The organism is Sphingobium fluminis (assembly GCF_037723805.1).
Classification (GTDB): domain Bacteria; phylum Pseudomonadota; class Alphaproteobacteria; order Sphingomonadales; family Sphingomonadaceae; genus Sphingobium.
The window spans coordinates 42,484-67,369 of record NZ_JBBJUK010000008.1; the positions used below are offsets into that span (position 1 = coordinate 42,484).

At 60.6% G+C, this 24,886-nt stretch carries 17 protein-coding genes; 3 read left to right on the plus strand and 14 right to left on the minus strand.

What is annotated here, in order from left to right; translation table 11 throughout:
* Positions 1 to 498: 498 nt before the first annotated feature.
* From WG907_RS17025 to WG907_RS17040, 4 genes are read right to left on the minus strand one after another with little or no spacing between them, the layout of a single operon-like run.
* On the minus strand, positions 499 to 1,299 hold the full coding sequence (locus WG907_RS17025; protein ID WP_340234687.1) for a crotonase/enoyl-CoA hydratase family protein: 801 nt from the start codon (positions 1,297 to 1,299) through the stop codon (positions 499 to 501).
* Positions 1,299 to 1,910 (minus strand): peroxidase-related enzyme, encoded by a 612-nt coding sequence (locus WG907_RS17030; RefSeq protein WP_340234688.1) that lies wholly within the window; start codon positions 1,908 to 1,910, stop codon positions 1,299 to 1,301. The genes WG907_RS17025 and WG907_RS17030 overlap by 1 nt, the downstream gene beginning before the upstream one ends.
* Before the next feature lie 45 nt (positions 1,911 to 1,955).
* On the minus strand, positions 1,956 to 2,975 hold the full coding sequence (locus tag WG907_RS17035; protein ID WP_340234689.1) for a zinc-dependent alcohol dehydrogenase family protein: 1,020 nt from the start codon (positions 2,973 to 2,975) through the stop codon (positions 1,956 to 1,958).
* A gap of 41 nt (positions 2,976 to 3,016) precedes the next feature.
* Positions 3,017 to 4,786, minus strand: coding sequence for an N-acyl-D-amino-acid deacylase family protein (locus tag WG907_RS17040; protein ID WP_340234691.1), 1,770 nt, complete (start codon positions 4,784 to 4,786; stop codon positions 3,017 to 3,019).
* Positions 4,787 to 4,996: 210 nt separating this feature from the next.
* Here WG907_RS17040 and WG907_RS17045 point away from each other — a divergent pair, with 210 nt between their 5' ends.
* A complete protein-coding gene (locus WG907_RS17045; RefSeq protein ID WP_340234831.1) occupies positions 4,997 to 5,755 on the plus strand; it encodes an enoyl-CoA hydratase/isomerase family protein in 759 nt (252 codons plus the stop codon).
* 80 nt (positions 5,756 to 5,835) lie between these two features.
* Here WG907_RS17045 and WG907_RS17050 read toward each other — a convergent pair whose 3' ends face one another.
* The 9 genes from WG907_RS17050 to WG907_RS17090 form a co-directional block, all read right to left on the minus strand.
* Positions 5,836 to 6,504: a TetR/AcrR family transcriptional regulator gene (locus WG907_RS17050; protein WP_340234693.1), complete on the minus strand. Its 669-nt coding sequence runs from the start codon at positions 6,502 to 6,504 to the stop codon at positions 5,836 to 5,838.
* A gap of 322 nt (positions 6,505 to 6,826) precedes the next feature.
* Positions 6,827 to 7,909 carry an LLM class flavin-dependent oxidoreductase gene (locus WG907_RS17055; RefSeq protein WP_340234695.1) on the minus strand — a complete coding sequence of 361 codons (1,083 nt, stop codon included), beginning with the start codon at positions 7,907 to 7,909 and terminating at the stop codon, positions 6,827 to 6,829.
* Positions 7,910 to 7,924: 15 nt separating this feature from the next.
* Entirely contained in the window at positions 7,925 to 8,503 is a 579-nt protein-coding gene (locus WG907_RS17060) for a nuclear transport factor 2 family protein (protein WP_340234697.1), read from the minus strand.
* Between the two features lie 77 nt (positions 8,504 to 8,580).
* Positions 8,581 to 9,996, minus strand: coding sequence for an aldehyde dehydrogenase family protein (locus tag WG907_RS17065; RefSeq protein WP_340234699.1), 1,416 nt, complete (start codon positions 9,994 to 9,996; stop codon positions 8,581 to 8,583).
* Between the two features lie 79 nt (positions 9,997 to 10,075).
* Positions 10,076 to 10,861 (minus strand): SDR family NAD(P)-dependent oxidoreductase, encoded by a 786-nt coding sequence (locus WG907_RS17070; protein WP_340234701.1) that lies wholly within the window; start codon positions 10,859 to 10,861, stop codon positions 10,076 to 10,078.
* Positions 10,858 to 12,348 carry an AMP-binding protein gene (locus tag WG907_RS17075; protein ID WP_340234703.1) on the minus strand — a complete coding sequence of 497 codons (1,491 nt, stop codon included), beginning with the start codon at positions 12,346 to 12,348 and terminating at the stop codon, positions 10,858 to 10,860. The genes WG907_RS17070 and WG907_RS17075 overlap by 4 nt, the downstream gene beginning before the upstream one ends.
* 36 nt (positions 12,349 to 12,384) lie before the next feature.
* Positions 12,385 to 14,478 (minus strand): hydantoinase/oxoprolinase family protein, encoded by a 2,094-nt coding sequence (locus WG907_RS17080; RefSeq protein WP_340234705.1) that lies wholly within the window; start codon positions 14,476 to 14,478, stop codon positions 12,385 to 12,387.
* 163 nt (positions 14,479 to 14,641) lie between these two features.
* Positions 14,642 to 16,765 (minus strand): hydantoinase B/oxoprolinase family protein, encoded by a 2,124-nt coding sequence (locus tag WG907_RS17085; protein WP_340234707.1) that lies wholly within the window; start codon positions 16,763 to 16,765, stop codon positions 14,642 to 14,644.
* Between the two features lie 57 nt (positions 16,766 to 16,822).
* Entirely contained in the window at positions 16,823 to 18,976 is a 2,154-nt protein-coding gene (locus tag WG907_RS17090; protein WP_340234709.1) for a TonB-dependent receptor, read from the minus strand.
* Between the two features lie 475 nt (positions 18,977 to 19,451).
* Between WG907_RS17090 and WG907_RS17095 the strand changes: the two genes are divergently transcribed.
* Positions 19,452 to 20,975 carry a TLP1 C-terminal extension domain-containing protein gene (locus tag WG907_RS17095; RefSeq protein ID WP_340234832.1) on the plus strand — a complete coding sequence of 508 codons (1,524 nt, stop codon included), beginning with the start codon at positions 19,452 to 19,454 and terminating at the stop codon, positions 20,973 to 20,975.
* A 16-nt stretch (positions 20,976 to 20,991) separates the two neighbouring features.
* Positions 20,992 to 23,406, plus strand: a complete 2,415-nt coding sequence (locus WG907_RS17100; RefSeq protein WP_340234710.1) for a CaiB/BaiF CoA-transferase family protein — start codon at positions 20,992 to 20,994, stop codon at positions 23,404 to 23,406.
* Between the two features lie 57 nt (positions 23,407 to 23,463).
* Here WG907_RS17100 and WG907_RS17105 read toward each other — a convergent pair whose 3' ends face one another.
* Positions 23,464 to 24,705 (minus strand): acetyl-CoA C-acetyltransferase, encoded by a 1,242-nt coding sequence (locus tag WG907_RS17105; RefSeq protein ID WP_340234711.1) that lies wholly within the window; start codon positions 24,703 to 24,705, stop codon positions 23,464 to 23,466.
* Positions 24,706 to 24,886 lie beyond the last annotated feature (181 nt).

A 24,886-nucleotide genomic window follows, 5' to 3' on the forward strand; every position in this document is an offset into this window, starting at 1 on the left:
TCATGCTTCAGGGAAGAGCGGCAATGTACCCGACCTCGCAGCGGGCTCGTCGGCGAGGATATCGTAGCAGCGCAAACGCACTGCCAGGTGTCGCGCCAACTCCGCCGTTGCACGGCGTCGTGCAACGGTATCGCCACACCCAACCGGTTTAGCGGTCGTCGTCGGCGGCGGACGGCTCGCCGTCGTCATCGGAAAGCGAGAAGAAATGCGCGACTTCGGGTTCGGCTAATTCTCCGGAAACCGTTCGCAACCAAGATATTGTCGAAAGGGCGCATCCACGACTCGGCCCTCCCAGGAACGAGCCTACACTCCGCTGGCTGAAGGTCGAGAAACCTCACCGGTCAACGATATCAATGGGTCGTAATTTTCTCGCGGCTTTTATCGCTATGTTTCGATAACTTGCTTAGCGGCACTTTTTGCACCGCCGTCACGAGAACCCCCGCCTCGATCCGTTCAGCCGCCGCGCCCGATCCACCCTTTTACTATAGATTGCCCGGTTTACTGCCCTTGCCAGCTTGGTCGCCTTTTTTCGGCGAAGGCCCGGGGGCCTTCGCGAGCGTCGGCCGATCGCATGACTATCGATCCTTCCCGCTTGTTTGCGGCCCAGAAATCGGCGTCGGAGGCGATCTTCCCCTCCACGATAGCCTTGGCGATCCGTTTGCTCGCCTGGACCGCCAGCGGCGCATTGGCGGCAATCTTTCGCGCCATCTTCAACGCGGTGGGCATGAGGTCTGCCAGCGGCACGACATGGTTCGCGAAGCCCAGTTCCAGCGCGCGCGCCGCCGTAAAGCTGTCGCCGGTCAGGAGCAATTCCATAGCAAGCTTCGGCGGCAGTTGCTGCACCAACCGGAATGCACCGCCTGCGGCGGCGAAGATGCCGCGCTTGACTTCGGGCAGGCCGAACTCGGCATGGTCTGCGGCGATCACCAGGTCACAGGCCAGTGTCAGTTCGGTGCCGCCGCCCAGCGCGAAACCGTTGACCGCCGCGATGATTGGCTTGCCTATCGGATGACGGACGACGCCGGCCCAGCCCCAGCTTCTCTGTTCGCGATCTTCCGGCCAGTTGCTTTCGCCCCGCGCCATGGCCTTGAGATCCGTACCGGCGCAGAACGCCTTGTCCCCCGCGCCCGTCAGCACGACGACACGTATGTCGGGATCATTTTCCGCAAGTTCCAGTGCCTTGCCGAGGCCCGTGTGCACCGCCGCATTGACCGCATTGCGGGCGTCGGGTCGATTGATCGTAACGATCAGAATATGTTCCTGTCGTTCAACGAGAACCGGGGTCTGCGGCTCTTCCATCACTCGCGCCTCGGCGCGATTTCGCGCACGAAATCATCGTCAGGCCGCATCCCGTAAGCAGCTGTCGTCCGGTTCGTCAGGTTAAACAGTCCGGCAAGCTCGACGACATAATAGATCGTCTCATCGTCCAGCCCGGCATCACGCAGCAGTCGCATGTCCGCCTGCTCCTGGTGACCGGGATGGCTGGTTAACTTTACGCAGAAATCGGCGATTGCCCGCTCGCGCGCAGACAGCGTAACCTGGCGGTAATTGATGCCGATCCGTCGTGCGCGCCCGTGATCGCCGATATACCGGCCCAACAGATGCGTGTGGACGATCAGGCAGGTGATGCAGTGGTTGACCGCCGAAACGACGACGCCGATGAATTCCCGCTCGGCGAGGGTAAGGCGGCCATAAGCGGGGTCGAAAAATATCGGCATTACATAAGCGCCCAGCCTCCCCCGTCCGTCCGGTTCATAGGATGAGAGGATCGCGATGGCATTGCGTTCGGGAACCGGCAAATCGCCGAGGCTATTAGGATCGACTTCAAACCCCGCGCGCGGCGTGAGGTAGCCATAAGCATCCGGCACGGTATAGCCCGGATGCAGTGTCGCCCCGTCCGTCATGGTCATATGGGTGATCCTCTTTCGTGCCCGGAAATAACTTTCCCGGTTATCTTATGATTGCGACACGTCGATAACGACCTTGCCGACCTGCGCGCCGCTTTCAAGGTGACGAAGCGCATCCCGGAATTCGAGGAAGGGGAAAACGGAATCGATCACCGGGCGCGTGCCAGTCGCGTGCATCGCGGCAAGCAAGGCTTCGAACGAGAGACGCGGACCGATCGACACCGGCTTGATATTGACCGATCGTATCTGCATCGCAATCGGCGACACGCCGCCTTCTGTGCCCGTGACATAGCCCACCAGCCCAATCTCGCCGCCGGCGCGGGTGCAAGCCACCGAATGATTGATCGTTCCCGAACCGCCGATTTCGATGACCTTGTCGACACCCTTGCCGTCGGTGAGGTCGAGTACGGGATGCTCCCAATCGGGCGTCTCGCGATAGTTGATGACGGCAGCGGCACCCATCGCCTTCAGCTTTTCCGCTTTTTCTTCAGACGAGGTCAGCGCGATCACGCGCGCGTTGAACATGCGCGCGATCTGAAGGCCAAACAGCGCGACTCCGCCGGTCCCCTGGATCAGGACAGTCTGCCCCGGTGCAAGCGGTGCGGCGATATGAAGAGCGGACCAGGCCGAAACAGCCGCGCAAGGCAGCGAGGCCGCCTCTTGATACGTCAGGCTATCAGGAAGGAGGATGACGGCCCGCTCTTCCACCCGGGCATATTCCGCAAGCATCCCGTCAATCGTGGTGCCGATGCTATTGCCACGATATTCGGCGATGTTGGGACCGCCGATCCAGTCACAGATGCAGTTTGCGGTGACGCGGTCCCCAACCTTGACGCGCGTAACGTCGGCGCCCACCGCGGCCACATCGCCGGCACCGTCCGAAACCGGCACCACGCGATGGGCGAGCGGCCCAGGGTAGCTGCCCTTCGCGATGATCGTATCGCGATAATTGAGGGACGCCGCGCGGACACGGATCAACACATCGCGCCGCCCAAGCTCGGGCGTCGGCTCCTCGATCAGTTCCAGGTCTTCATACCGGCCCGGCTTGGTGACGCGAATAGCTTTCATCAATTGTCTTTCCATGTGGTCGCGCAGAAACTGCCGTTCGCTCAGCCCGCCGCCGCGAGAAGGGGCGCTTGCGTAATCTTGGCGCCCTGCCGAATATCGACGGTGTAGCTGTCCTTACCTGCGCGCAGCACCTGGCCCGGCTTGGCCCAGGTATATTCGCCCTCGGCGATGATCGGCGTGCCGTTGACGATGACATAATCAATGCCCTCGGCGCCCGTATAGAGTCGCTCACCATTGGCGGGGAAGTCCGCGCGGAATTCAACCGGGGTGATCTGGACCTTGTCGAGATTCATCAGCACCAGATCCGCATGGTTGCCAACGGCGATGGTTCCGCGATCACGAAGGCCTATGAACAGCGCAGGCACCTGGGTGAAATTATGGACCGCTTCCTCGATCGACATCAGCCCATATTGCTTGACGGCGGACTCGATGAAGCGCGTGCTGTGCGAATAGGCCTCCAAGACGTCGAGATGCGCGCCGCCATCATCGCCACCCCACAGCGTGCGACTGTCGCGCATGCACCGCACGATATCCTTCCAGATAGCCAGTTCATCGACCGCCGGATCGCGCGGCACAAATACCGTTTCAAGGTCATCGGCGACGACCATGTCGAGGATTATCTGGAAGGCGCTGCGCCCTTCTTCCTTGGCAATATCGCCCATGCTGCGGCCGACATACGCCTGATATTGCGCGGACCTGACGCCCTGCACCTCATAATTTTCGAACTTCGCGCGATACTGGCCATTCGCGCCCGGGGGCAGCTTGCCCGCGTCCTCTTCCAGTTGCTTGCGCATGTTTGGATCTGCGAAGGCGGCGACCCGGCCCGCATGATCCTTGCGGTAGACATCCTTCCAGACGCCTGGAAACATGTCAAAGCCAAGGCCGTTCTTAAAATTGATGTAGACACCAACAGGGCATGAAGGCGCCTGAACGCGCAGTTCGGCACCCATGTTGCGCGCGGCGTCGGTCGCCGCCATTTTGGCGTCCATCATGTCTTCCGCATGAAGGCCGGGCACGAGCAGCGGCCATGCATAAGGCCGGTTCGCCGCCAGGCTCACCTCCGCCATCTTGCGCATCGCTGTCTCGTCTGGTTTGTAGCCGGTCAGCACATAGCCCACCATTGTGCCCTCATAGTCCTTCACGACGGACATGAGTTCCAGCAGTTCCTCATGCGGTGAATGAAGCGACGGCACGTCTTCGCCCTCATGGTCGACATGGGTTTCGATGTGGCTCGACGAAAAGCCCATCGCGCCATCGCTGAGCGACTGGCGCAACTGGCTTTTCATCGCTTCGATATCTTCGCGCGTCGCCTGCTCGTCATGCGCGCGATCCTTCATTACATTGACGCGCAGGGTCGAATGACCGGTCATAAAGCCGACATTGACGCCTACCTGACCCTCGAAACCCTTGAGCATCTCGCCCGTGCTGGACCAGTCGATCTTGGCACCATGAACCAGCGTATCATGCGGAATGCCCTCCACCTTGGCGAGCATCGGGACAAGATAGTCCAACGATCCTTCCGACAAGGGCGAGAGCGCGAAGCCGCAATTACCGCAGATGAAGGTGGTAACACCGTGACGCGTATGGGGCCGGAGCCAAGGGTCCCAGGTAATCTGCGCGTCATAATGCGTGTGGGTGTCGATAAAGCCTGGCGTGAGGAGCCGCCCGCCAGCGTCGATGACGCTCGTCGCTTCCTCTTCTTGCGGCCCGATATAGGCGATTTTCCCATCCCTGACCCCGACATTTCCGCCGAAGCCCGGCGCGCCCGTGCCGTCGATGATCGTCGCATTGCGAATAAGCAGATCAAACATGAAAACTCCTCTCATCACCGGCCCGCTCATCCGCGCGCTCGACTCAAAATAACTTGACACTCAGCAAGTTTTATCAGCTTAATTCGAAAGCGGCAACGACTTTTGATATAATGAGAATCGCTGCACTGTGCGCGTCGATATGCTGGCCGTCGGTCGAGAGCATTCCGGCGCAATCGAGCCGGAAAGTAGGAGAGTTTAGCTATGTCCAGCATGACGCAGGAAATTTCAGTCACATTGGACGGCCACGTTGCGGTGGTGGAGTTGTTCAGGCCCCCGCATAATTTCGTCGACGCGACAATATTGACGGAATTGGCCGATTGCATCGGGCGGCTGGACGCCGAACCCGAGGTCCGTTGCATCATATTGGCCAGTCAGGGAAAGTCCTTCTGCGCTGGCGCCGATTTTTCCCGCGACGAAGGCAGCGGCGACACCGCAAGGCGCTTTTATGCCGCAGCATCACGTTTGTTCGCCGGACGCAAGCCAGTCGTTGCCGCGATTCAGGGCGCGGCGATTGGCGCGGGGCTCGGTTTGGCGCTGCTTGCCGATTTTCGTATCGCTACTGCGGACGCACGCTTCTCGGCGAATTTTGTCAAACTTGGTATCCATCCGGGCTTTGGCCTGACGCACACGCTCCCGCTTGTTGTCGGTAAACAGCATGCCGCAATATTGCTATACACCGGTCGACGCATAGGGGCAGAGGAGGCTTTCCGCATCGGCCTGATCGACAGTCTGGTCGGACCGGAGGAACTACGCGATCGTGCACTCGCACTGGCAAGAGAACTTGCTGAAAACGCTCCACTCGCCGTCATCGCGACGCGGGCGACGCTTCGGGCCGGACTGGCCGCCTCAGTTACCGATCGCATGGCGCATGAAGCCAAGGAGCAGGAGAAGCTGTTCCTGACTGCCGATTATCAAGAAGGCCTACGTGCCGTTGCCCAGCGACGACCTGGCGATTTCACCGCCCGCTAGGTCACCTTACGCCGCTGCCAAATGGGCCGACCAGCTCTGCTTTTGAGAGTATAAGCTTCAGCCGAAGCGCCCTCTCTGGATCACTCACTATGCTCGGGGGACGCCACCTGCTTGGTGACCCGCTTTCGAACGGCAAGCTGGGCGCGAAGCAACTCGATGAAGCCTTCGACGACGAAACGGAAATCCGTACGAGATATATTATCCCGGTCGAGGACCTGCCGGTCGACATGACCCCTTACAAAGTCATAGGCCACCTCCGCGATTTGATCGGCATCCACCCCGCGTCTAATATCACCGCTGGCCTGACCCGCCAGAATAGACGCGCGAAATATGCCTACCGTCTGACTCCGGCGATCCCGAAATAATTGTGCCACTGGTTCACGAAAGGCGGCATCGCCCGCGATCCGCATATAGGCCGTAAAGGTCGCGCCGCCACGATCGGCTACGGTAGCGATATAGCGAATTCGCCGCGCGAAATTCTCAAAGCCGCTGAATTTGCCATCAAGCGACTCTAATTCGGTCGAAATTGAGCCAATAATATGTGTAGCAAGAGCATTTAGCAGGCCATCTTTGTTAACAAAGTAGAAGTTTACCAACTCATGGCTACAATTCGCCTTCTTGCCGATGTCTTGCAGAGAGAAGCGGTCAAAACCATTCTCGATGACAAGCTCCATGGCGGCATCTAGGATACGCGCACGCGATTCTTCCCGTCGCTGGGCTTGTGATCGCCTTGGCCGTTTCAATGTCATTTATTTAGTTTCACTCATTGTAATTCAAACTGCGGATTTTGCCTTCAAGGAACGCCGGCTCCATATAGCCCGTTGAATCCCCGGAGACATTGGACAAAAGACTGATGTCATTACCATCCTTTGAGCGCAGATCGAACGCAAATGAGCAGAGCGGCCTGCAACGCCGGTATCGAGGAAAAATTGACATGCAGCAAGTGGCGATGCTGCCGCGGCTCACCCCCGCATGCCTAGCTCGGGCTGTATCCTGGAGTGGTCCGGCGTGTCGACCATTTTCATTCGGACCTTTCATAGCCAACCCCGCTCGCACCCAGTCGTTTATGGATCACCGGATTTTGGGAAGGACATCCTCGACCGCGAATTTATAGCTTTCCCTTGGCCGCCCATTGGAATCCGCTGTCCACAGGATCAGTTTGTCGATCCCGAGTTCCGATATTTCCAGCAGTCGTTCGACACATCGCTGCGGGTCGCCCACCAGGCCGAACTTGTCGATGAATTCCGGATCGAGGGCCTGGGTCTGTTTGCTGACGTTCGCGCCATGGTTTTTCATATCGTATGAGTTGGCAACCCGCTCCAGATTGGCCCGCTCATTCTCCGATACGGGGCCGACCACTTTCTTGTTCATGATCGAAAATCGGCTCATCGACGCCACCATGCCCTGCGCCAATTGCCGGGCAAAATCGACGTCCGTATGGGGGTAGAAGGGAACGATCGCGGCAAATTTCACGGAAGCCGGGTCGCGACCCGCCTTCTCCATCTCCTCCCTTGCCGACGCCATACCCCAGGCAAGGCGCTCGACATCGCCACCGACGGCAAGGGCGATACGGTCAGCATGCCGGGCGGCAATGGCGATCACCTTGGGACCGGTGGCGACCACTTCCAGTTCAGGCTTGATGAAATCCGCAGGCAGCCATTTGAGGCGGCTCGTTTCAGGCGCGGAGCCGATGGCCAGATTGTCGAAACTGGTAGCCAGGCCACCAAGGAAACTGGCGGCATCTTCCCTGGGAACCTCTTCCCCCAGAAGATAGGCCTGGACGGTTGCAAGGGCGCGTTCGAAATACCCCAGCGGCACCGGGGGGGCGCCGATATAGGCCAGGGACGAATCGCCGCGACCGATGCTGAGCGTCATGCGGCCTTCGGACGCCACCTGGATGGAAGCCGCAGCGCTCGCAAGCACGGATGGATGCCGTGTCGCCGGGTTGCTCGTCCCCGTTCCCAGTTTCAGCGTCTTCGTCGCGGCGGCACACCATGTCAGTACCGTATAGGCATCGGCAGCCAGAGTCTGCGAGTCAGCGAGAACACCGCCATCCCATCCGTCCGCCTCAAGACGCTGCGCACGACGGGCAATGCCCCTCGGCTCCTGACTGCTGCCATCCGATACGAGCGACGCCCAAACTTCAACACTCATATTCTACTCCTATTGTTATGGGGCATCCGCGCCGGCGACGGATAAATCGAGGCGCCCTGACGCAGCCGCATTTGTCCGGGGACTCGAGTGCCAATCCTGGTGGATGGGGTCGTTCGGGGAAAATTGCCCCCAGTTGGACAGTTCGGGCGCACTCATCAGGTGCCACCCGGCGTCGGCCTTTATCTCCCGGTTCCAGTCCCACACGCATACGCGATGCAGGACTTTCCAACTGCCATCCCGTTTTTCGCAAAGGTCGCGGTATCGCCCGCCAAGAAACATCGCCGATCCATGCTGCTTATATATCGTAACGACCAGAAACATGCTCTCACGTCTCGCGAAGTCGCCGTCCACTTCGGTATAGACGTTGGAAACATGATGGTTGCTGCTGATCAGCTTTCCCTTGGCCCTAACGGCTTCATCACACCAATCATGGGCGTTCCCAACGAAGCGGCCATGATCGTCCGTACCATCGGCCCAATAGGTCGACTTCATGAGCGCAAGATCCATGCGGTCAACGCCACGGCAATATCGCATGAGATTTTCCTGGATCGCCTGCTTATCCAGCAAAGTTTCCAACGTCTGGTCGTCGGCCATCTCAACTTCCTCTATTTTCCGGATTGTCGTCCTATCCAGCCCGCGGCTTCGCCTTCGCCGGCGGTGCCAATAAACCTCTATTTCGGGATGTAGATGGACTTGGTCTGGGTAAATTCGAGCATGCCTTCCCGGCCATTCTCCACGCCAAAGCCCGACTGCTTAAACCCCGAAAATGGCACATGCGGCGCCACCTGCCGGTTCTGGTTGATCCAGATCGACCCGGTGTCGAGGCGCTTGGCAATGGCCACTGCCTGATCGATATCCTTGGACCAGATCGAACCAGCCAAGCCATATTCGCTGTCGTTCGCCCGGACGATCACGTCATCAATGTCGGTAAACCGCATTATCGGCAGCACCGGACCGAATGCCTCCTCGCATACGACCGCGGCATCTTCGGGCGGATTGTCGACCAGGGTAAGTGGGATGAAATAGCCCTCCCCCTTGGGAACAGCGCTGCCACGCAACAGGGTCAAGCCAGCCGCTTGCGCATCGTCGATAAGCTTGTTCACCCGGTGATACTGCGCCAGATTCTGTACCGGGCCGTGGGTGACGCCAGCGATCGCGCCATCGCCGACCACCCCAGCCAGCAGACGTTCGTGCAGCTTGTCGCGCACGGCTTCGTAAATATCGGAATGGACATAAAGCCGCTTCGTCGCGATGCATACCTGCGCGCTGTTGAAGAATGCGCCTGCGAACATCGCATCGGCCACCGCCTCCGGGTCGGCATCAGGTAGCACGATCGCTGCATCGTTACCCCCCAGTTCCAGGGTGATGCGTTTAAGATCCTTCGCCGCCGCTTCCATCACCCGCTTCCCCGTGGCAGTGGACCCGGTGAAGGAGATTTTCGCAAAACCCGGATGCAAAGACATCAACGGTCCCAGGCTATCGTCGCCCGAAAGGACGTTCAGGACGCCGCCAGGCAAGATCGTGCTGGCCAGTTCCCCGAGCTTCAGGGCGCAAAGCGGCGTGTAGGGAGACGGTTTGAGCACGACCGTATTCCCGGTCAGCAGCGCAGGCGCTATTTTCCAGATCGTCAGGAGGAACGGAAAGTTCCAGGGAACGATGGCCGCCACGACGCCGAGGGGCACATGATGCACCTCGACGCGGCGGGCAGCGCTATCCTCGACGACATCGATAGCGACATCCTGACGCGCGACCGCGCGAAGCCAGGTGGCGCCAGCGATGATCTCGCGGGTGGCAAGGGCAAGCGGTCGACCCTGTTCGCGGGTGAACAAAGCGCCAAATTCGCCCGCCTTGCCCTCGATCGCATCGGCCAGCATCAGCAACGCCTGTCGGCGATCTTCCAGCGGCGTGTCGCGCCACTGCGGAAAGACATTCCGGGCAGCGGCAACGGCGCGATCGAGCAGCGCCGCGTCGGCCGCCGGGGCGGTGGCAAAGACTTTGCCTGTGGCGGGATTGATCACGTCCACTTGCGAGGAACTAATCACGGCTTCGCCCGCTATCGTGAGTGTGAAGCTGTCGTCAAACGTCATCGCTAACTCCGGGATTGGATAGATATTCCACATCTGATCGAGCAACAGACGCCGAACCATCGATAGTGCGGCAGGCAGGTCAGCGCGGTGCCATCCTTATGGCGCCGTCAAGCCTGACATCCTCGCCGTTGAAATAGCCGCAGGTGATCATGGTTTCGGCCAGTTGGGCGAATTCATCGGCCATACCCAATCGCGAAGGGAAGGGCACGGTGGCGCACAACTTGGCCTTAAATTCTTCACTGGCGCGCGCGAACATGGGGGTGCTGAACAGGCCAGGGAGAATGGTGTTGATTCGGATGGCTTCCCGCGCAAGATCGCGCGCTATCGGCAATGTCATACCGACTACACCGGCCTTAGATGCAGAATAGCCCACCTGCCCGATTTGCCCGTCTTCGGCGGCCACTGACGCTGTGTTGACGATGACGCCGCGGTCGCCGTCAGCCAGCGGATCGAGCGTCAACATGCCCGCCGCGCTCTTCGTGATGCAGCAAAAGGTGCCGATCAGGTTCACCTGAATGATGCGCGCAAAGCTTTCCAGGGAATGTTCGGATATCTCGCCGCTCTCCCGATCGCGCGAGGCCGTGCGGGCCTTGCCGCTCCCCACGCCGGCGCAATTGATCAGGATGCGTTCCTGGCCGATCGCGGTCCGCGCCTTGGTAAAGCCTGCCTCGATCGAAAGCGCGGAGGCAACGTCCACCGAACAGTAAACACCGCCAAGTTCCGCCGCGACAGATTCACCGCGCTCTTCGTTGAGGTCGAAAAGTGCGACCTTGACGCCGTGCCCGGCCAGGCGCCGCGCCGTCGCCTCTCCAAGCCCGCTGGCGCCGCCTGTGATGACGGCGGCAATGTCCGAACCTAATTTCATACCGTTCCCCGGGCCGCAGGCCGTTCACTTTCCAATAGCGCGATACGCTCTTCGCGAAGCTGAGACCGGCGCACCTTGCCGGCATCGTCGCGCAACTCGGCCGCTGTGAACTCGAAACTGCGCGGCAATTTATAACTGACGAGCCGACCGCGGAGGAATTCGATCAGATCGGGACCTGTCAGACCGTCGCCATGTTCGACGTTCAGCTTGACGATAGCATGCGCGGACGCACCAAGATCCTCGCTCGGCAAACCGACTACGACAGCGACCTCGACGCCTGGGTGCTCCATCAGGGCGTTTTCGATTTCCGCAGGATAGATGTTCGATCCGCCGGAAATGATAAGGTCGGTGCGACGATCCGCCAGATACAGAAATCCATCGGCATCGACCCAACCATGATCGCCCAAGGATTCAAACCCGCTATCGTTGGCTGGCTGAGCCGCGCCAATATAATGATAGGCCTTTTCCGGTGCCATCGATCTGAGCCAGACTTCGCCGATGGAGCCCATCGGCACCTCGGCCCCGTCCTCGTCCCGGACACTGACCTCACAATTGCGTGGCTTGCCCACGGACCCTTCGTGCGCGAGCCAGTCCACGCCATTGATCGTGGTCGCGCCAACCGATTCAGTGCCCGCATAGGCCTCGTTGATTTTCTCGGCGCCAATCCAGTCGATCCACGCCCGCTTCAGCCAGCGGGGCATGGGCGCGGCCATATGCCAGACATTGCGCAGCGAAGAAACGTCGTATTTGGCCTTCACATCATCGGGCAGGCGCCAGATACGCAGCATCATGGTCGGTACGAAATTGACGCTGGCGACATTATGGAGATCGATGCGCCGGAGCGTTTCCTCCGCATCGAACTTTGCCAGATTTATAAGCGGATTGCCCTTGAACAAGGCGTTATGGGCCATGGAAAATGGTGCGTTGTGATAGAGAGGCCCGGGATTGAGCACCGCCTCGCCCTGGGCAACGCCGAGGTAGGTTGTTTCGCTGTCGTACAAAGCAGGCTTGTGATCGACGATGATCTTCGGTCGCCCGGTGGAACCGCCGGAAGACATCGCCTTCCAATAGGGAGAGATCGCGTCCGGCAGACGTGCGTCTGCGCCGGTCAGTCCCCAATCAGCGGGTAACGCACCAACATTCACCAGACGCTCATGCTCGCTGGCTATCACGGCAGTCGGGCGAGCCAGTTCGAGCATCGCGGCGAGTTCGCTGGCCGAACTGCGCCACGAGGCGGCGTGAGGAACGGCACCCAGCTTCCAGATTGCAAACGTCCATTCGAAAAAATGCACATCATTGTTGAGCGCTATCGTCACAAGGTCGCCAGGCCGAACCCCTCGCGCCTGCAGCGATTTCGCGCGGAGCGTGGATCTTTCCTCAAGCTCGCCCCAATTTAGGGACTTTTCTCCGACCCGAACGGCAGTGGCATCCTTGCCCAGTCGCGCAGCGTTATGCCGGGGAATGTCGCGCAGCGGAATGGTCACCATGCCCGCCTTCTCCCATCTTGATACGCTCACCATCGGTCAGCCGATCGTGGTCTTGAGCGTACCGCCGGCGATCAGTTCGACCACCGATCCTTCCGGTGCCCACAATGTCGTGTCCCCGACATCGACGAGCGCGGGTCCATGCAGGCTATGACCGATCCGGAAATCGGCTGCAGCGAACACCGGCACCGGCGTTGGCGCGCGCGCTGTCAGATACACATCCCGCTGGCTGATCGGCACGAGCGGCTGGCTGGCGCCCTCGGCCTGCGACTGAGGCAAGACGGCACGGATGGTCTTGCCGATCCCGGTCACGCGCAGGGTAGACAGTTCGATCGGCGTTTTGGCCGTGATGCTGCTGGCGCCAAATTGCCTGGTATAGCTGTCCCTGAACGTCTCCAGCAGCAGCGTAGAATCCAGCATTTCATCCTCGATCGTCAAGGTCAGCGAAGCATTTTGCCGATGAAAACGGACTTCCGCTTCGCAGTGAACGGAGCGGTTGGCCGGCTCGACATCCTGCGCGGCAAGATCGTCTTCGGCTCGCTCAATCAGTTCGCGCAAACTTTCCCCGGCATGTCCATTCACAAGGGGCAGGAATTGATCGACTGCCCGCGATCGTTCGCGCCGGATATCCGCGGTCGCCGCCCCATAGGCCGACAGCACCGACGCCAGCGCGGGCGTAAGCACCCATGGCAAATCCAGTTCCTTCGCCATCGCCGTCGCGAACAGCGACCCCGAGCCGCCAAAGGCGATCACGCCGTAGCGCCGTGTATCGAGCCCGCCCGACGAGATACGCGCGCGCATCGCCTTGCTCATTTCCGCAAGCGCAATCTCGCGAATGCCATAAGCGATGCCCATCGCATCCATGCCGAGCCGCTCGCCCAACCGCGCGCAGGCGGCCCGCGCGGCCTCGACATCGAGCTGCATCCCGCCGCGATTGAATGAGGCCGGGTCAATATAGCCAAGCAACACCATCGCGTCAGTCACTGTGGGCTCGGTGCCGCCCCGGCCGTAACAGACAGGTCCCGGTGTTGCGCGCGCGGACTGCGGTCCGACGCGCAGGAGTCCGCGATCATCGATCCAGGCGATCGATCCGCCGCCGGCACCGACCGATTCGACATCGATCGCCGACTGGCCGATCACGATCCCGCCAAGATCTGCCGTATGGCGGCGCTCGGGAATGCCATCGGTCACCACCGCCACGTCGATGCTGGTGCCGCCCATGTCGCAACATATGGCGTCCGGCAAACCGGCCGTCATCGCCACTTCGCCGGCAGCGACCGACCCGGCCGCAGGTCCTGACGAGGCGAGTGCCAGCGGCGTTTGCCGCGCTTCCTGAGCGCTGATTGCCCCCCCACCCGAATGCAGCAGAAGCATCGGGCATTTAAGACCTAGTCCTCTGAGATAATCTTCCAGCTCTTCGACGCCATCCAGCGCATCGGCGGCGAACGCGTTAAGCACCGCTAATGTGGTGCGCTCATATTCGCGCATGATGGGATGCAGGTCGACGCCGCTATAGACGGGTACGTCAGGGAAATTTTCCTTGAGAAGGGCGACAACCTGCTGTTCATGGGCTGGATTTCGGAACGACCAGAGGAACGACACGGCAATGGCGTTCACGCCGTTACGCTCGATCATGTCCCGCGCGGCCTCGATCACTTCTGCGGCCACCAGGGGCCGGATGATGTCGCCGTTGCGATCGACCCTTTCGTTGATGCCGCGGACGGCCTCGGGTTCGATCGGCATCCAGAATTTTTCGATCCATCCATCGCGGACATCGCGATGATTGCGCATGGCGTGCAAGTGGTTTTCAAAACCTTTCGTGGTCAGAAGCCCGACCGTGCGTCCGCGACGCGTCGCCAGCACGTTGGTCACGGCCGTTGTGCCAAGGCCAAAGCGTGTCACGCGTTCCATCAAGCCCGCCGGCGTCAAGCCCGCCGCCTGTGCGAGCAGCGCGCACGCACCTATCACTCCCTCGCTGAAACGCGCAGGATTGGTGGGGGATTTAGCCCTCCAACTGGTCTGCCCATCGCTACACACAGCATCGGTGAACGTGCCGCCGACATCGATGCCGATGACGTAGCCGGATTCAGTTCGCGCTTGGTTGCCCGCAACTATGTTGGCATTCTCGCTCACAAGCATCACTCCCAAATCCCGGCGCAACTTCATCCTGCGCCCACTTTACGAACCGCGGCAGCGCGAACAATCGGCCTGCCACACAAGTCTGAAACCCCGCCGGCCTGCGCTCATTTGAAAGCCAGATGACAAGACTGTCACCCGATCGCAGGCGGCACCGGGACTAGCCTATATATTGCGCCTTCTCTGCCGCCTCGGAACCTTGCTCAGCGTCTGCCCATCGCTTCGGAACCGACGTCCAACTGCATTCATTCCCTGCAGGGACCACGTCTACCAGGAGCAGATGCCCGGTTTCAGGGTCGAGATAGGCGCTGATCTCCACATCCGGGTGAGTCTCGATGAAATTCCGGATGCGCGGACATCCACCTGTCCAATGGTTTGGGCTGATCGCCAGCGGCGCGCCCGACATCACACTCACCGCAACCGAACCACGCTGATCGATTCCAGCCGCCAGCGGCCCGGAAACACCCTCTGACGCCCGCTGCAAATTCTGGTTCCACACCAGCGGAGCAGGCGCCGGCTCGGCCTTCGTCAGGCGCTGGCGGAGGATCTCGCCCCGATGGGCATCGGTAGCATCGCGGTCGCCAAGGATCACGCCGTAGACCCGCGCGGCCTCCTCCGACGATATCAGCCCGCGTGCCACCTCTCGTTCGACCACATCGACGTCGCGCAGCAAGGGATCTCCCCAGCCGCCGCCGTTGCTCACCTCCAGCATCAGCATGTCGCCCTCGGCCAGGGGAATGCCGTCCTGATGACAGGCCAGCGGCTCGACCCTGGCATCGACTGCTCTACGGACGTTGAAGTGCGTGATGCTGCCCGGGAGGCCACCGGCCGTCCCCGCTATGGGCAACCGCTCGCGATTACCCATGATGGTCAGGCTCAATGCCTTCGTGCCTACAACGGAATAGGCGAGCGAAATCGGCCTCCCTGCCGTAAATTCGCCGCCTCCGCCGGTCCCAGACCGCAGGTTGCGCCAATCAAACATGATGGGATACCAGGATTCCAGTATCTCGACATCAACCAGGTCGATCAACTGACCGTTGCCGACCAGTTCCCGCGAAAATTCTATTCCGTCGCGACTATGCGCCGCCGATGCGCCGCCCAAGGCGCCCTCAAGCATGATCCAGCCCTGGGATTCTCCCTCCAGGCCGATTCCCGAAAGCGTATGCAATGCCGAACCAGAGCTGGAGGGCGGGCCAGACAGGTGCGTTCGCCCACGCGCATCGGGAGACGCTGCGAGCGCAAGATTAAGAGCGCGAACGCCCACCTCCATCGCGTTCTGCCCCACTTCCAGATGCGGCCCGCCGATCGGCGCGGGCGGTTGCGCATCGAGAATGGAGCCTCGATCGCAAACGACATCGAAGGCGCGAAACAGCCCTTCGTTGAAGGGCAGGCCGCGGGCAATATAGGCGGCGATGCCGACACCCAGCAGGCTTTTGATAACGTCCGGCTTGGAGTTGAAATAATGTTTGGTCTGTGGCGATGCTCCGCGATAGTCGAAGATGAGATGATTATGCTCGATCCGCAGTTCGCATGGAATATGGTAGAATTCATCCGTCCATTCGGTCCAGCTCCGGGTGGTGTAAACGCCCGGTTCCAGTTCCGCGATTCGACGACGCACCTCCGCCTCGGTAAGGTCGGAGAGCGTCTTGATGACATCCTGGAAAACATTGTCACCATAATCGGCGACAACGCGCAAAATCTGACCACAAACGACCGACGCGCCTGCAATCAATGAACGAAGATCCATCTCCACGACATCGGGGAGACGAATATTGTTACGCAAAATCGCCCATATATCCTTCTGCTCCACGCCCTCGCGGAACAGGTGAACCGGAGGAAGGCGGAATGCTTCCTGATAGACTTCGGTCGCCGACGTGGAGAAGGAGCCGGGCACCATCCCCCCCATGTCCATCATATGCGCCGACGCCCCGACCCAGGCGACAATCCGGCCATCGACGAACACTGGGATATGAACGATCACATCCTGAGCGTGCAGCCCGCCGCCATTATAGGGATCGTTGACGAGAAACACATCGCCATCGGCGATCGTATCCCCGTGCAGTCCCCGTATTGCGCGAATGCCATTGCCGCCAATGTGGAAAGCGATCTGCACCTTGCCGCCACCGACAATGAGTTCGCCTTCCGCACTGTAGATAGCGCAGGAACAGTCCTTCGATTCCGCAACAACGGGGCTAATTGCGTTGCGAATGATCGTACGGGCGCCGTCACCAGCGATCGCTTCAAATTTGCACCGAAGGACTTCAAGGACGATGGGATCGATCATAGGATTGTTCCGTAACTTTCTATTCAGTTCCGTCCGAATGGGACTGCACCGATTGTTTCAGAAACGCGCAGTGACTTCGGCGCCAAAGGTACGCGGCGGCCCCCAGGTTCCGGTTTGCTGAAACGCGGAGGTCTGGAAGAAGGCCGAAGACTTGTAATCAACATTCGCGATGTTTTTGACGAATGCGCGAATGGTGAAACGATCGCTTGCAGGCGTGAATGAGACAAATATGTTCTGCAGACTGTACGGGTCCTGCTTCAGAAGAGGCGTTGCAAATTCGTCATAATAGACGCCTCCACTGAAATAGGATTCGCCACGCAGGGTTATTTTCCCTGCCGAGCCGATTTCCGTTTCATACTCAAGTCCGACATTTGCCGTGTAATTTGGCGCCCGGTTCAACCAGTTGCCTTTTACATCGACGAGGGTCGATGTCGCGGCGCTGCCGCAGGCGCCCAGGAAGGCCGTATTGTTGCAGGTCAGGAAGCTTGTATATTTCGCGCTCTGCAGGGCCCCGGACATGTCCAGCTTGAGGCCGTCCGCCAGGACGGCTTGCAGCTGCGCTTCAACGCCGTAAATTCGCGAAGCAGCAGCGTTGCGAACACGAAAAACCGAAACGCCGCTGACAAGCGCCGCGCTCTGGACCTGAAGATCGCTATAATCATAGTAAAATCCGGCGACGTTCAGGCGCACACGCCCGTCGGCAAGATCGCTCTTGATGCCGACTTCGCCGCCCTTGATCTTTTCGGGATCATAGGTGTTGACCGCCGTGACATTCGACGCAAATCCGCCCGACTTGAAACCTTTTGAATATTGCGCATAGGCCATGATCTTATCGGCCAGATCGACTTGGATGCCGACGCGCGGCGTCCAGGAATTGAAGGATACCTGGGTCGTGGTCGGCGCCAGCCCGGTTATCGTCGTGCCATTGAAACGATCGATGAAAAAGGATTGCAGCGCCGATTTTTTGTCGTGATTGAAACGAATGCCCGCCATCAAACGAACCGACGGTGTCACCGAAAATGTATGATCGGTAAAAAACGCGTACGACTTCGACTTCTGCAACGTGTCGAAACGCAACCTGCCAGTCGAAAAAATCGTCAGGCTAGTGTCTATGTCAACCTTATCGTTGAAGTAGAAGAAGCCGAGGATCGATTTCAACCTGTCGTCAAACAGGCTGGCATTGAGGTTAAATTCCTGTGTGAACGTCTTGGAATTGGTGATCGATGTCGTCGGGCCGCGGAAAGGCGCTGTAGCGCTGCCATCCGAGTCGATCACCATCAGCTGATGATAATCCTGATAGGCGCTGATCGATTTGACTGAAACATTGTCCGTCAACTCGAAATTGATCGTGCCGATCCCCTGATAATAGCGACTGTTCAGCTTGGCATCGACATCGGTATAGACTTCATGCGCTTTATAAGATTGCGGCCGGCTTGCAGCATTGATCCCTGCATCAAGCGAGGGGGCGAACGGGAAAAAGGCCGTCGAGGACTTGGAATCAAGACCGATACCCTGCACGGCGATGGTGAGCCGCTCAGTGGGCTTGAACTCAACGATCGCACGGCCGCCGATCACCCGATTTTGCTCAAGGCTGTCCCGGGGGGCGTTGGCATTCAGAACCTTGGTGAAACCCTTGGACTGATTATCGTAAAGACCCGTCACGCGTACGCCGACCTTGTCGCCGATTGGTCCAGAGATGCTGCCGGACACGCCATAGCGGTCGTAATTGCCGACGCGCCCGGTCACTTCGCCCTCAAATTCCTTGCTTGGGCCACGTAGAACATAGTTGACGGCGCCGCCGGTCGCGTTGCGGCCATAGAGCGTGCCTTGCGGGCCTGCCAGAACCTCCACGCGTTCTAGGTCCACCATTGCGACGTCAATGCTGCGTGAGCGCGGCTGATAGGCACCATCGATATGCGTCGCAACGGAAGGGTCATCGGTGCCAGATGTGAGACCCGTGCTGATCCCGCGCAACGTGATGAGATTGGTGCCGAACAGATTGCCGACCACCAGCGAGGGGACCTGTGATTGAAGATCGGACACGCTGCTGATCTGCCGGAGGTCCAACGCTTCCTGGCCAATCGCGGTCACAGATGCAGGCACGTCCTGCACATTCTCTGCCCGCTTTTGCGCGGTGACTACGATATCCTCGATACCGGAACCCGAATTCTCTTGCGCATGCGCAGCAGCAGGAAGCGCGACGACCGCCATGCTGCTGGCCGCAGCGAGGAAACCAAATTTCCTGTTCACCCTTATCACCTCTTCACCTCCCCCACATTGCCCGTCTGCAACTTCGCAGCGTCACCTATTATGTGGCCGCCGTGATCGGCGGTGCGAAACGGAAGCTGCCATCATATTCTCTTATCGTCAAGCATATACTTGATGGTTATCAAAGAACTTGGAGCAGCTGATTTCTGCGGATCCGGGCGGATTTTACCGGTGCAGTGGCGGTCTGGGATCGGAAAAAGCACGCGCGGAGCCTCGCCAATGCTTCCTTGCGCCACCCCCCTTCCGATTCTGATGCCTGCGCCCGAGGCGCCATATATACTTGACACTCATCAACTAAAATGCAAGCGTGGGACGGGATAAGCAAGAGCCATTCACACTGGTCGATCGGTTCAATATCTTGTCAAATATCGGAAGGCTGGGCCTTGCCGGCGTACCGCGTGGAGGATGTAAGTTGAAAGTGCCTGCCGAGCGCATTGCGGTGGTGGTTGGAATTGGCGAAGTCGTCGATCGCTCGCGTGATCCCGCCATGGTCGCCGAGCCGACAGCGTTAATTGCCCAGGCCCTTACCAAGGCCGATGCCGATGCTGGTGGCGGCTGGCTCGGAAAACTCGATTCGATCGATCTGGTGGCACTCACGAGCTGGCGTTACAAGGATCCGGTCGGAGACATTTGCGCCCGACTCGCTATCACCCCCGCTCATGCGGCGAACACCCGGCGCGGCGGAGAGACCCCTGTGCGCCTGTTGCATGAGGCGGCGCTCAAGGTCATCCGTGGCGAACACAAAGCCTGCGCAATCGTCGGCGGAGAAGCGACCAGCGCGCGCGCGCGCGCTCGATCGTCCGGCTTCAAGCTGCCGTGGACGCCGCTGGCGGCACCCGACGAAACGGCGCACTTCGCCGGCCTCTCGACAGTCCGCAGCCCGTTGGCGGAACGCTATAACATGCTCGATCCGGCGAGCATCTACCCCTTGTACGAAACGGCCAGCCAAGCCGCGTGGGGGCAGAGTCCGGCGCAGGCACATGACGAGTCGGCACGCTTGTGGGCGCGATATGCCAAGGCGGCAGGCACCAACCCCTTTGCCTGGATCGACAGCGCTCCCGATGCCGGGACCATAGCCAGGATCAGTCCCGACAACCGCCTGATAAACTGGCCTTACCCCAAGCTCATGGTCGCCAACCCGTCGGTCAACCAGGCATCCGCGTTTATCGTCACCACCCTGGCGGAAGCCCGTGCGTCCGGCATTGCCCCCGGGATGCTAGTCTATGTCTTGGGTGGGGCGGCAGCCAATGAGCCAGCCGATTTCCTCCACCGCGATCGCTATGACCGTAGCACGGCGCAGGAGGCGGTTCTGGGCGCGGTCGTTCGACAGGCGGGCGGCGTCGATTTGCTTTCGCTGATGGAGCTTTACAGCTGCTTCCCGGTCGTGCCGAAAATGGCGCTTCGTTTCCTGGGCCTCGATCCGGATGTAACGATGCCCAGCGTAACCGGCGGCCTCACCTTCTTTGGCGGCCCACTGCACAATTATATGGGCCATGCGATTTGCGCGATGGTCCGTGCGCTCCGCTTGCGGACAGAGGCTTGCGGCCTGCTCTATGGCCAGGGCGGCTATGTCACGAAGCATCATGCGCTGCTGCTTGGGACCCATGCGCCGCAAGAGGCTCTGCCGGACAACTGGTCTGTGCAAGACACCGCCGACGCGTTGCGCGGCCCCGCGCCGCCCGTCCGCGAAGATTATGACGGGCCTGCGACGCTGGAGGCCTTTACCGTGCGCTATGCTCGGGACGGCCAACCGCTTGAGGGAATAGTCGTGCTCCGCACGCCTGCGGGCGAACGAACCATGGCCCGCGTGCCTGCGCGCGATGAAAAGACCATGGCTCTTCTGCAATCCTGGGACAGTACGCCTGTCGGCCTGGCCGGAACCATCATGCATTTGGCCGACGGCGACGCCTGCTGGCAGCCGCTCGAAGCGGCGACGTTTTAACATGGGGTCCAACGTCATGACGAACAACAATGACGGGCTTCCGCTCGCGGGGCTTCGTGTTCTTGAACTCGTGGAAGGCACATTGGGAGAGATCGGGCGGACGCTTGCGGAATGGGGCGCGACGGTTGTCCGGGTGGAGCCACGTGCTGGCGGCGCGGATCGCCAGGCCGGAGCCAGGGTCGGCAACGTCGCCCTGGGCTTTGCGATATCCAATTTCGGCAAGGCATCGATTGCCCTGGATCTCGATCTGGCCGCAGACCGCGCCGCGTTCGACACGCTGGCGAGCACCTCCGACATTGTGATCGAAGATTCGCGGATGCGCCGGGGAGCCGCAGGCTCCATCGACATCGCGGCGCTACGCCGCGCCAATCCCGCACTGGTGGTGCTCTCGCTCAGCGGCTTTGGCGCCAATACGAGCTTTAGCAGCTGGCAAGCAACGGACCCGGTACTTCATGCCATGAGCGGCGAACTCTCCCGGTCTGGCCTGCCCGAACGGGAGCCGCTTTTGCCGCCCGGCGAACTTGCCCTCCACTGTGCTGCCGGCCAGGCCTTGCTGGCTGCTATAGCGGCGCGTTATGCCAGTGTGACGGGCGGCAGTGGCGACTGGCTCGACATGTCGCTGCTGGATGGCGCCACCGCGGCGCTTGATCCGGGCTATGGCAGTTCGGGCAGCGCCGCCCAGGGCGTGCCTGCGAGCAAATTGCCCAGGGGCCGGCCGGAAGCCCGCTTTCAATATCCGATCATCGCCTGCGCCGACGGCTATGTCCGCATCTGCATGTTGGCGCCGCGCCAGTGGCAGGCGATGTTCGACTGGCTTGGGCGACCTGAAGAGTTTGCCGATTCCTCGTTCAACACCCTGCGCGCGCGATACAAGTCGAAAACCCTGATTCCGCGTATCGCCGCGCTGTTCGCAGACAAAAGCAGTGCCGAGCTGGAAAGCGAAGCGCAGCGGCGCGGTCTGCCGCTTTCGTCCGTACTCGCTCTGGACCAGGCGCCGGTGTCGCCCCAATTTACCAGCCGGAACGCCTTTTCCGATGTCCAACTTGCCGCTGATATCGCTATCGCGGCACCAAACGGGATCGTCGAGTTCGATGGCGTCCGGGCCGGGCAGGCCGGACCACCACCCGGACTGGGCAGCGGACAGAATATGCTCAAGACCGGCTGGCCGGATCGCGTTGCCACTGCCTCGGTCCCGCCCGGTGAGGCCGGCGCGCTTCCCCTCAAAGGACTGCGCGTTCTTGATCTGGGGGTGATCGTCGTTGGCGCGGAAACCGGACGGCTGCTCGCGGATCTGGGTGCAGATGTAATCAAGGTGGAGAATGCGAGCTTCCCTGACGGCAGTCGCCAGACCCGTGGCGAGTCGATCAGCGTCAGCTTTGCAGTCGGCCACCGCAATCAGCGCAGTCTGGGCCTCAACCTGCGCTCGGAGGAAGGCAAAACGCTGTTTCGCGGCCTTGCCGCCAAAGCCGATGTTATCCTGTCCAACTTCAAGCCGGGCACGCTGGAATCGCTCGGCCTGGCACCCGACTCACTGCTTGCCAGCAATCCTCGGCTTATCATCGTCGACAGTTCCGCTTTCGGCTCTACCGGCCCTGAGAGCCGGCGCATGGGCTATGGTCCGCTGGTGCGCGCAGCCGCCGGCCTGAGCCTGCAATGGCGCTATCCGGACGATATCACGAGCTTCAGCGACGCACTCACCGTCTATCCTGACCATGTCTGCGGACGCATCGGCGCAGCCGGGGTCATCGCGTTGCTGCTTCGTCGGCTGCGCACGGGCCGGGGCGGCACAGTGAGCATAGCGCAGGCCGAAGTGATGCTGGGACATATGGCGGCTGATATCGCGCTTATGTCTGCCGAAGCACGCGGCCACGAAGTGGAAGCGTTGCCTCATTGGCGCGCACCGTGGGGCGTGTTCGCCTGCGCGGGAGAGGATGATTGGTGCGTCGTGACCGTTCGTGACGATGCCGACCTGGTTGCGCTGTGCCGCGTCATCGGCCTGGACGATATGGCGGATATTCAGGCTGTCGCCGACCCCGCCGGGCGACTTTCGGCTCATGAAAGCATAGATCGCACGCTGACGGACTGGCTTGCCGGTAAGAACCCGGACGAAGCCGCACGCGCGCTTCAGGCCGCGGGTGTCCCCGCTGCGGCGATGCTGCGCGTGGCCGACCTGCCTGCCCATCCCTATTATCGCGAGCGCGCATTTCTGCGTCTCGTTTCACATCCCCGGATCGAGGAGCCATTTTTCGCCGAGAATCTGGTGGTGGAATCCCGGTTCCTGCCCCGTCCGCCGCAGCTGCCTGCACCGATGCAGGGCGAGCATACAGTGGAGTTGGCGCGCGAACTGCTTGGCCTGGACGAGGCGTCCATTGCCAGACTGGTCGATGAGGGCGCGCTCGAACGGCCTGCGGATTTGATAGCCGCTGTGTAACGCCGACCGTCCGACATAGCGGGCTGGAACGCCTGCTATGCCGGACGGCCTTTAGCTTCACATCCGCTCTATGATCACCGCCGGCGCCATTCCGCCCGCCGCGCACATCGTCACCAAACCCCGCTTGAGATCCTGCCGCTCAAGTTCATCGAGCAACGTGCCGACCAACATGACCCCGGTCGCACCGATCGGGTGACCGAGCGCGATCGCGCCGCCGTTGACGTTGACCTTTTCCCGGTCGAGCGAAAGGTCGCGAATGAATTTTTCGGGCACGACCGCGAAGGCCTCGTTCACCTCCCATAGATCGATGTCGTTCAGTGTCAGTCCGGCCTTCGCGAGAACCTTGCGCGTCGCGGGTACGGGAGCGTTGAGCATCAGTGTCGGGCTATCGCCCAGTTCCGCCATCGCGACCATACGCGCGCGGGGCACGAGGCCATGCTTGCGCGCATAGTCGGGGGAGGCGAGCAGCAAGGCCCCCGCCCCGTCGACCACGCCCGACGAATTGCCGGCATGGTGGACATGATTGAATTTCAGGTCAGGATAGACCTGGCGAATGAGGTCACCGAAGGTCGTGCCGTCGGCGTCGAAAGCCGTATCCGCGGTTCCGACGAAGGATGGCGTCAGCGCCGCCAGCCCTTCGCGCGTAGTCTGCGGCCGGGGAAATTCGTCATGATCAAGCGCAAGTCTGCCATCCTCGTGATAGACGGGGATCAACGAGCGGTCGAACCGGCCTTCGGCAATGGCCCGTGCGGCGCGGCGCTGACTCTCATAGGCCAGTTCGTCGACCACCTCGCGGTCGATCCCTTCCAGGGTAGCGATCGCGTCGGCGCAAAGACCCTGACTGGTCTGCGGATGGCGCGCCCGCAACCGTCGATTGCCAGCATCCGGAAGCGCGGGCACCGCCGGATCGCGCGGCAGCAATTTGCGGTAGGACATCAGCTCAGCGCCGCCGGCGACATTGAGGTCCTCCATCCCCGCCATGATCTTGGCGGCGGCCAGGCTGACGGCAGTCAGGCTCGATCCGCAGAAGCGGTGAATGGTGACGCCGCTCGCACGCGGATCATATCCTGCGTCCAGCGCGGTCATGCGGCCAAGGTCGTTGCCCTGCTTGCCGGCCTGTTGCCCGTTGCCCCAGATGATGTCCTCGACATCCGCCGTGTCGATGCCGTTGCGATCGGCCAGCGCCTTTAACACGGCCGCGCCGACCTGTTGCGGATGGATGTCTGTCAGCGCACCCTTGCCGATCTTGCCGATACCGCGCGGGGTCCGGCAACTGTCAATGATCCATGCTTCCTGCATTATGTCCTGCTCCTGGGCCTGACTGGCAAGCAGGCCATGTCGTTTCGCGGCCACACACACGCAGCCATCGCTAAAGGATTTAGCGGATCACGGGTGGAAACTGTCAAGCATTAACTTGATGACCGTCAAACATAAATTGCCTTTATCGCGCGGCGACATGCTTCACACAATGGCTTCCATC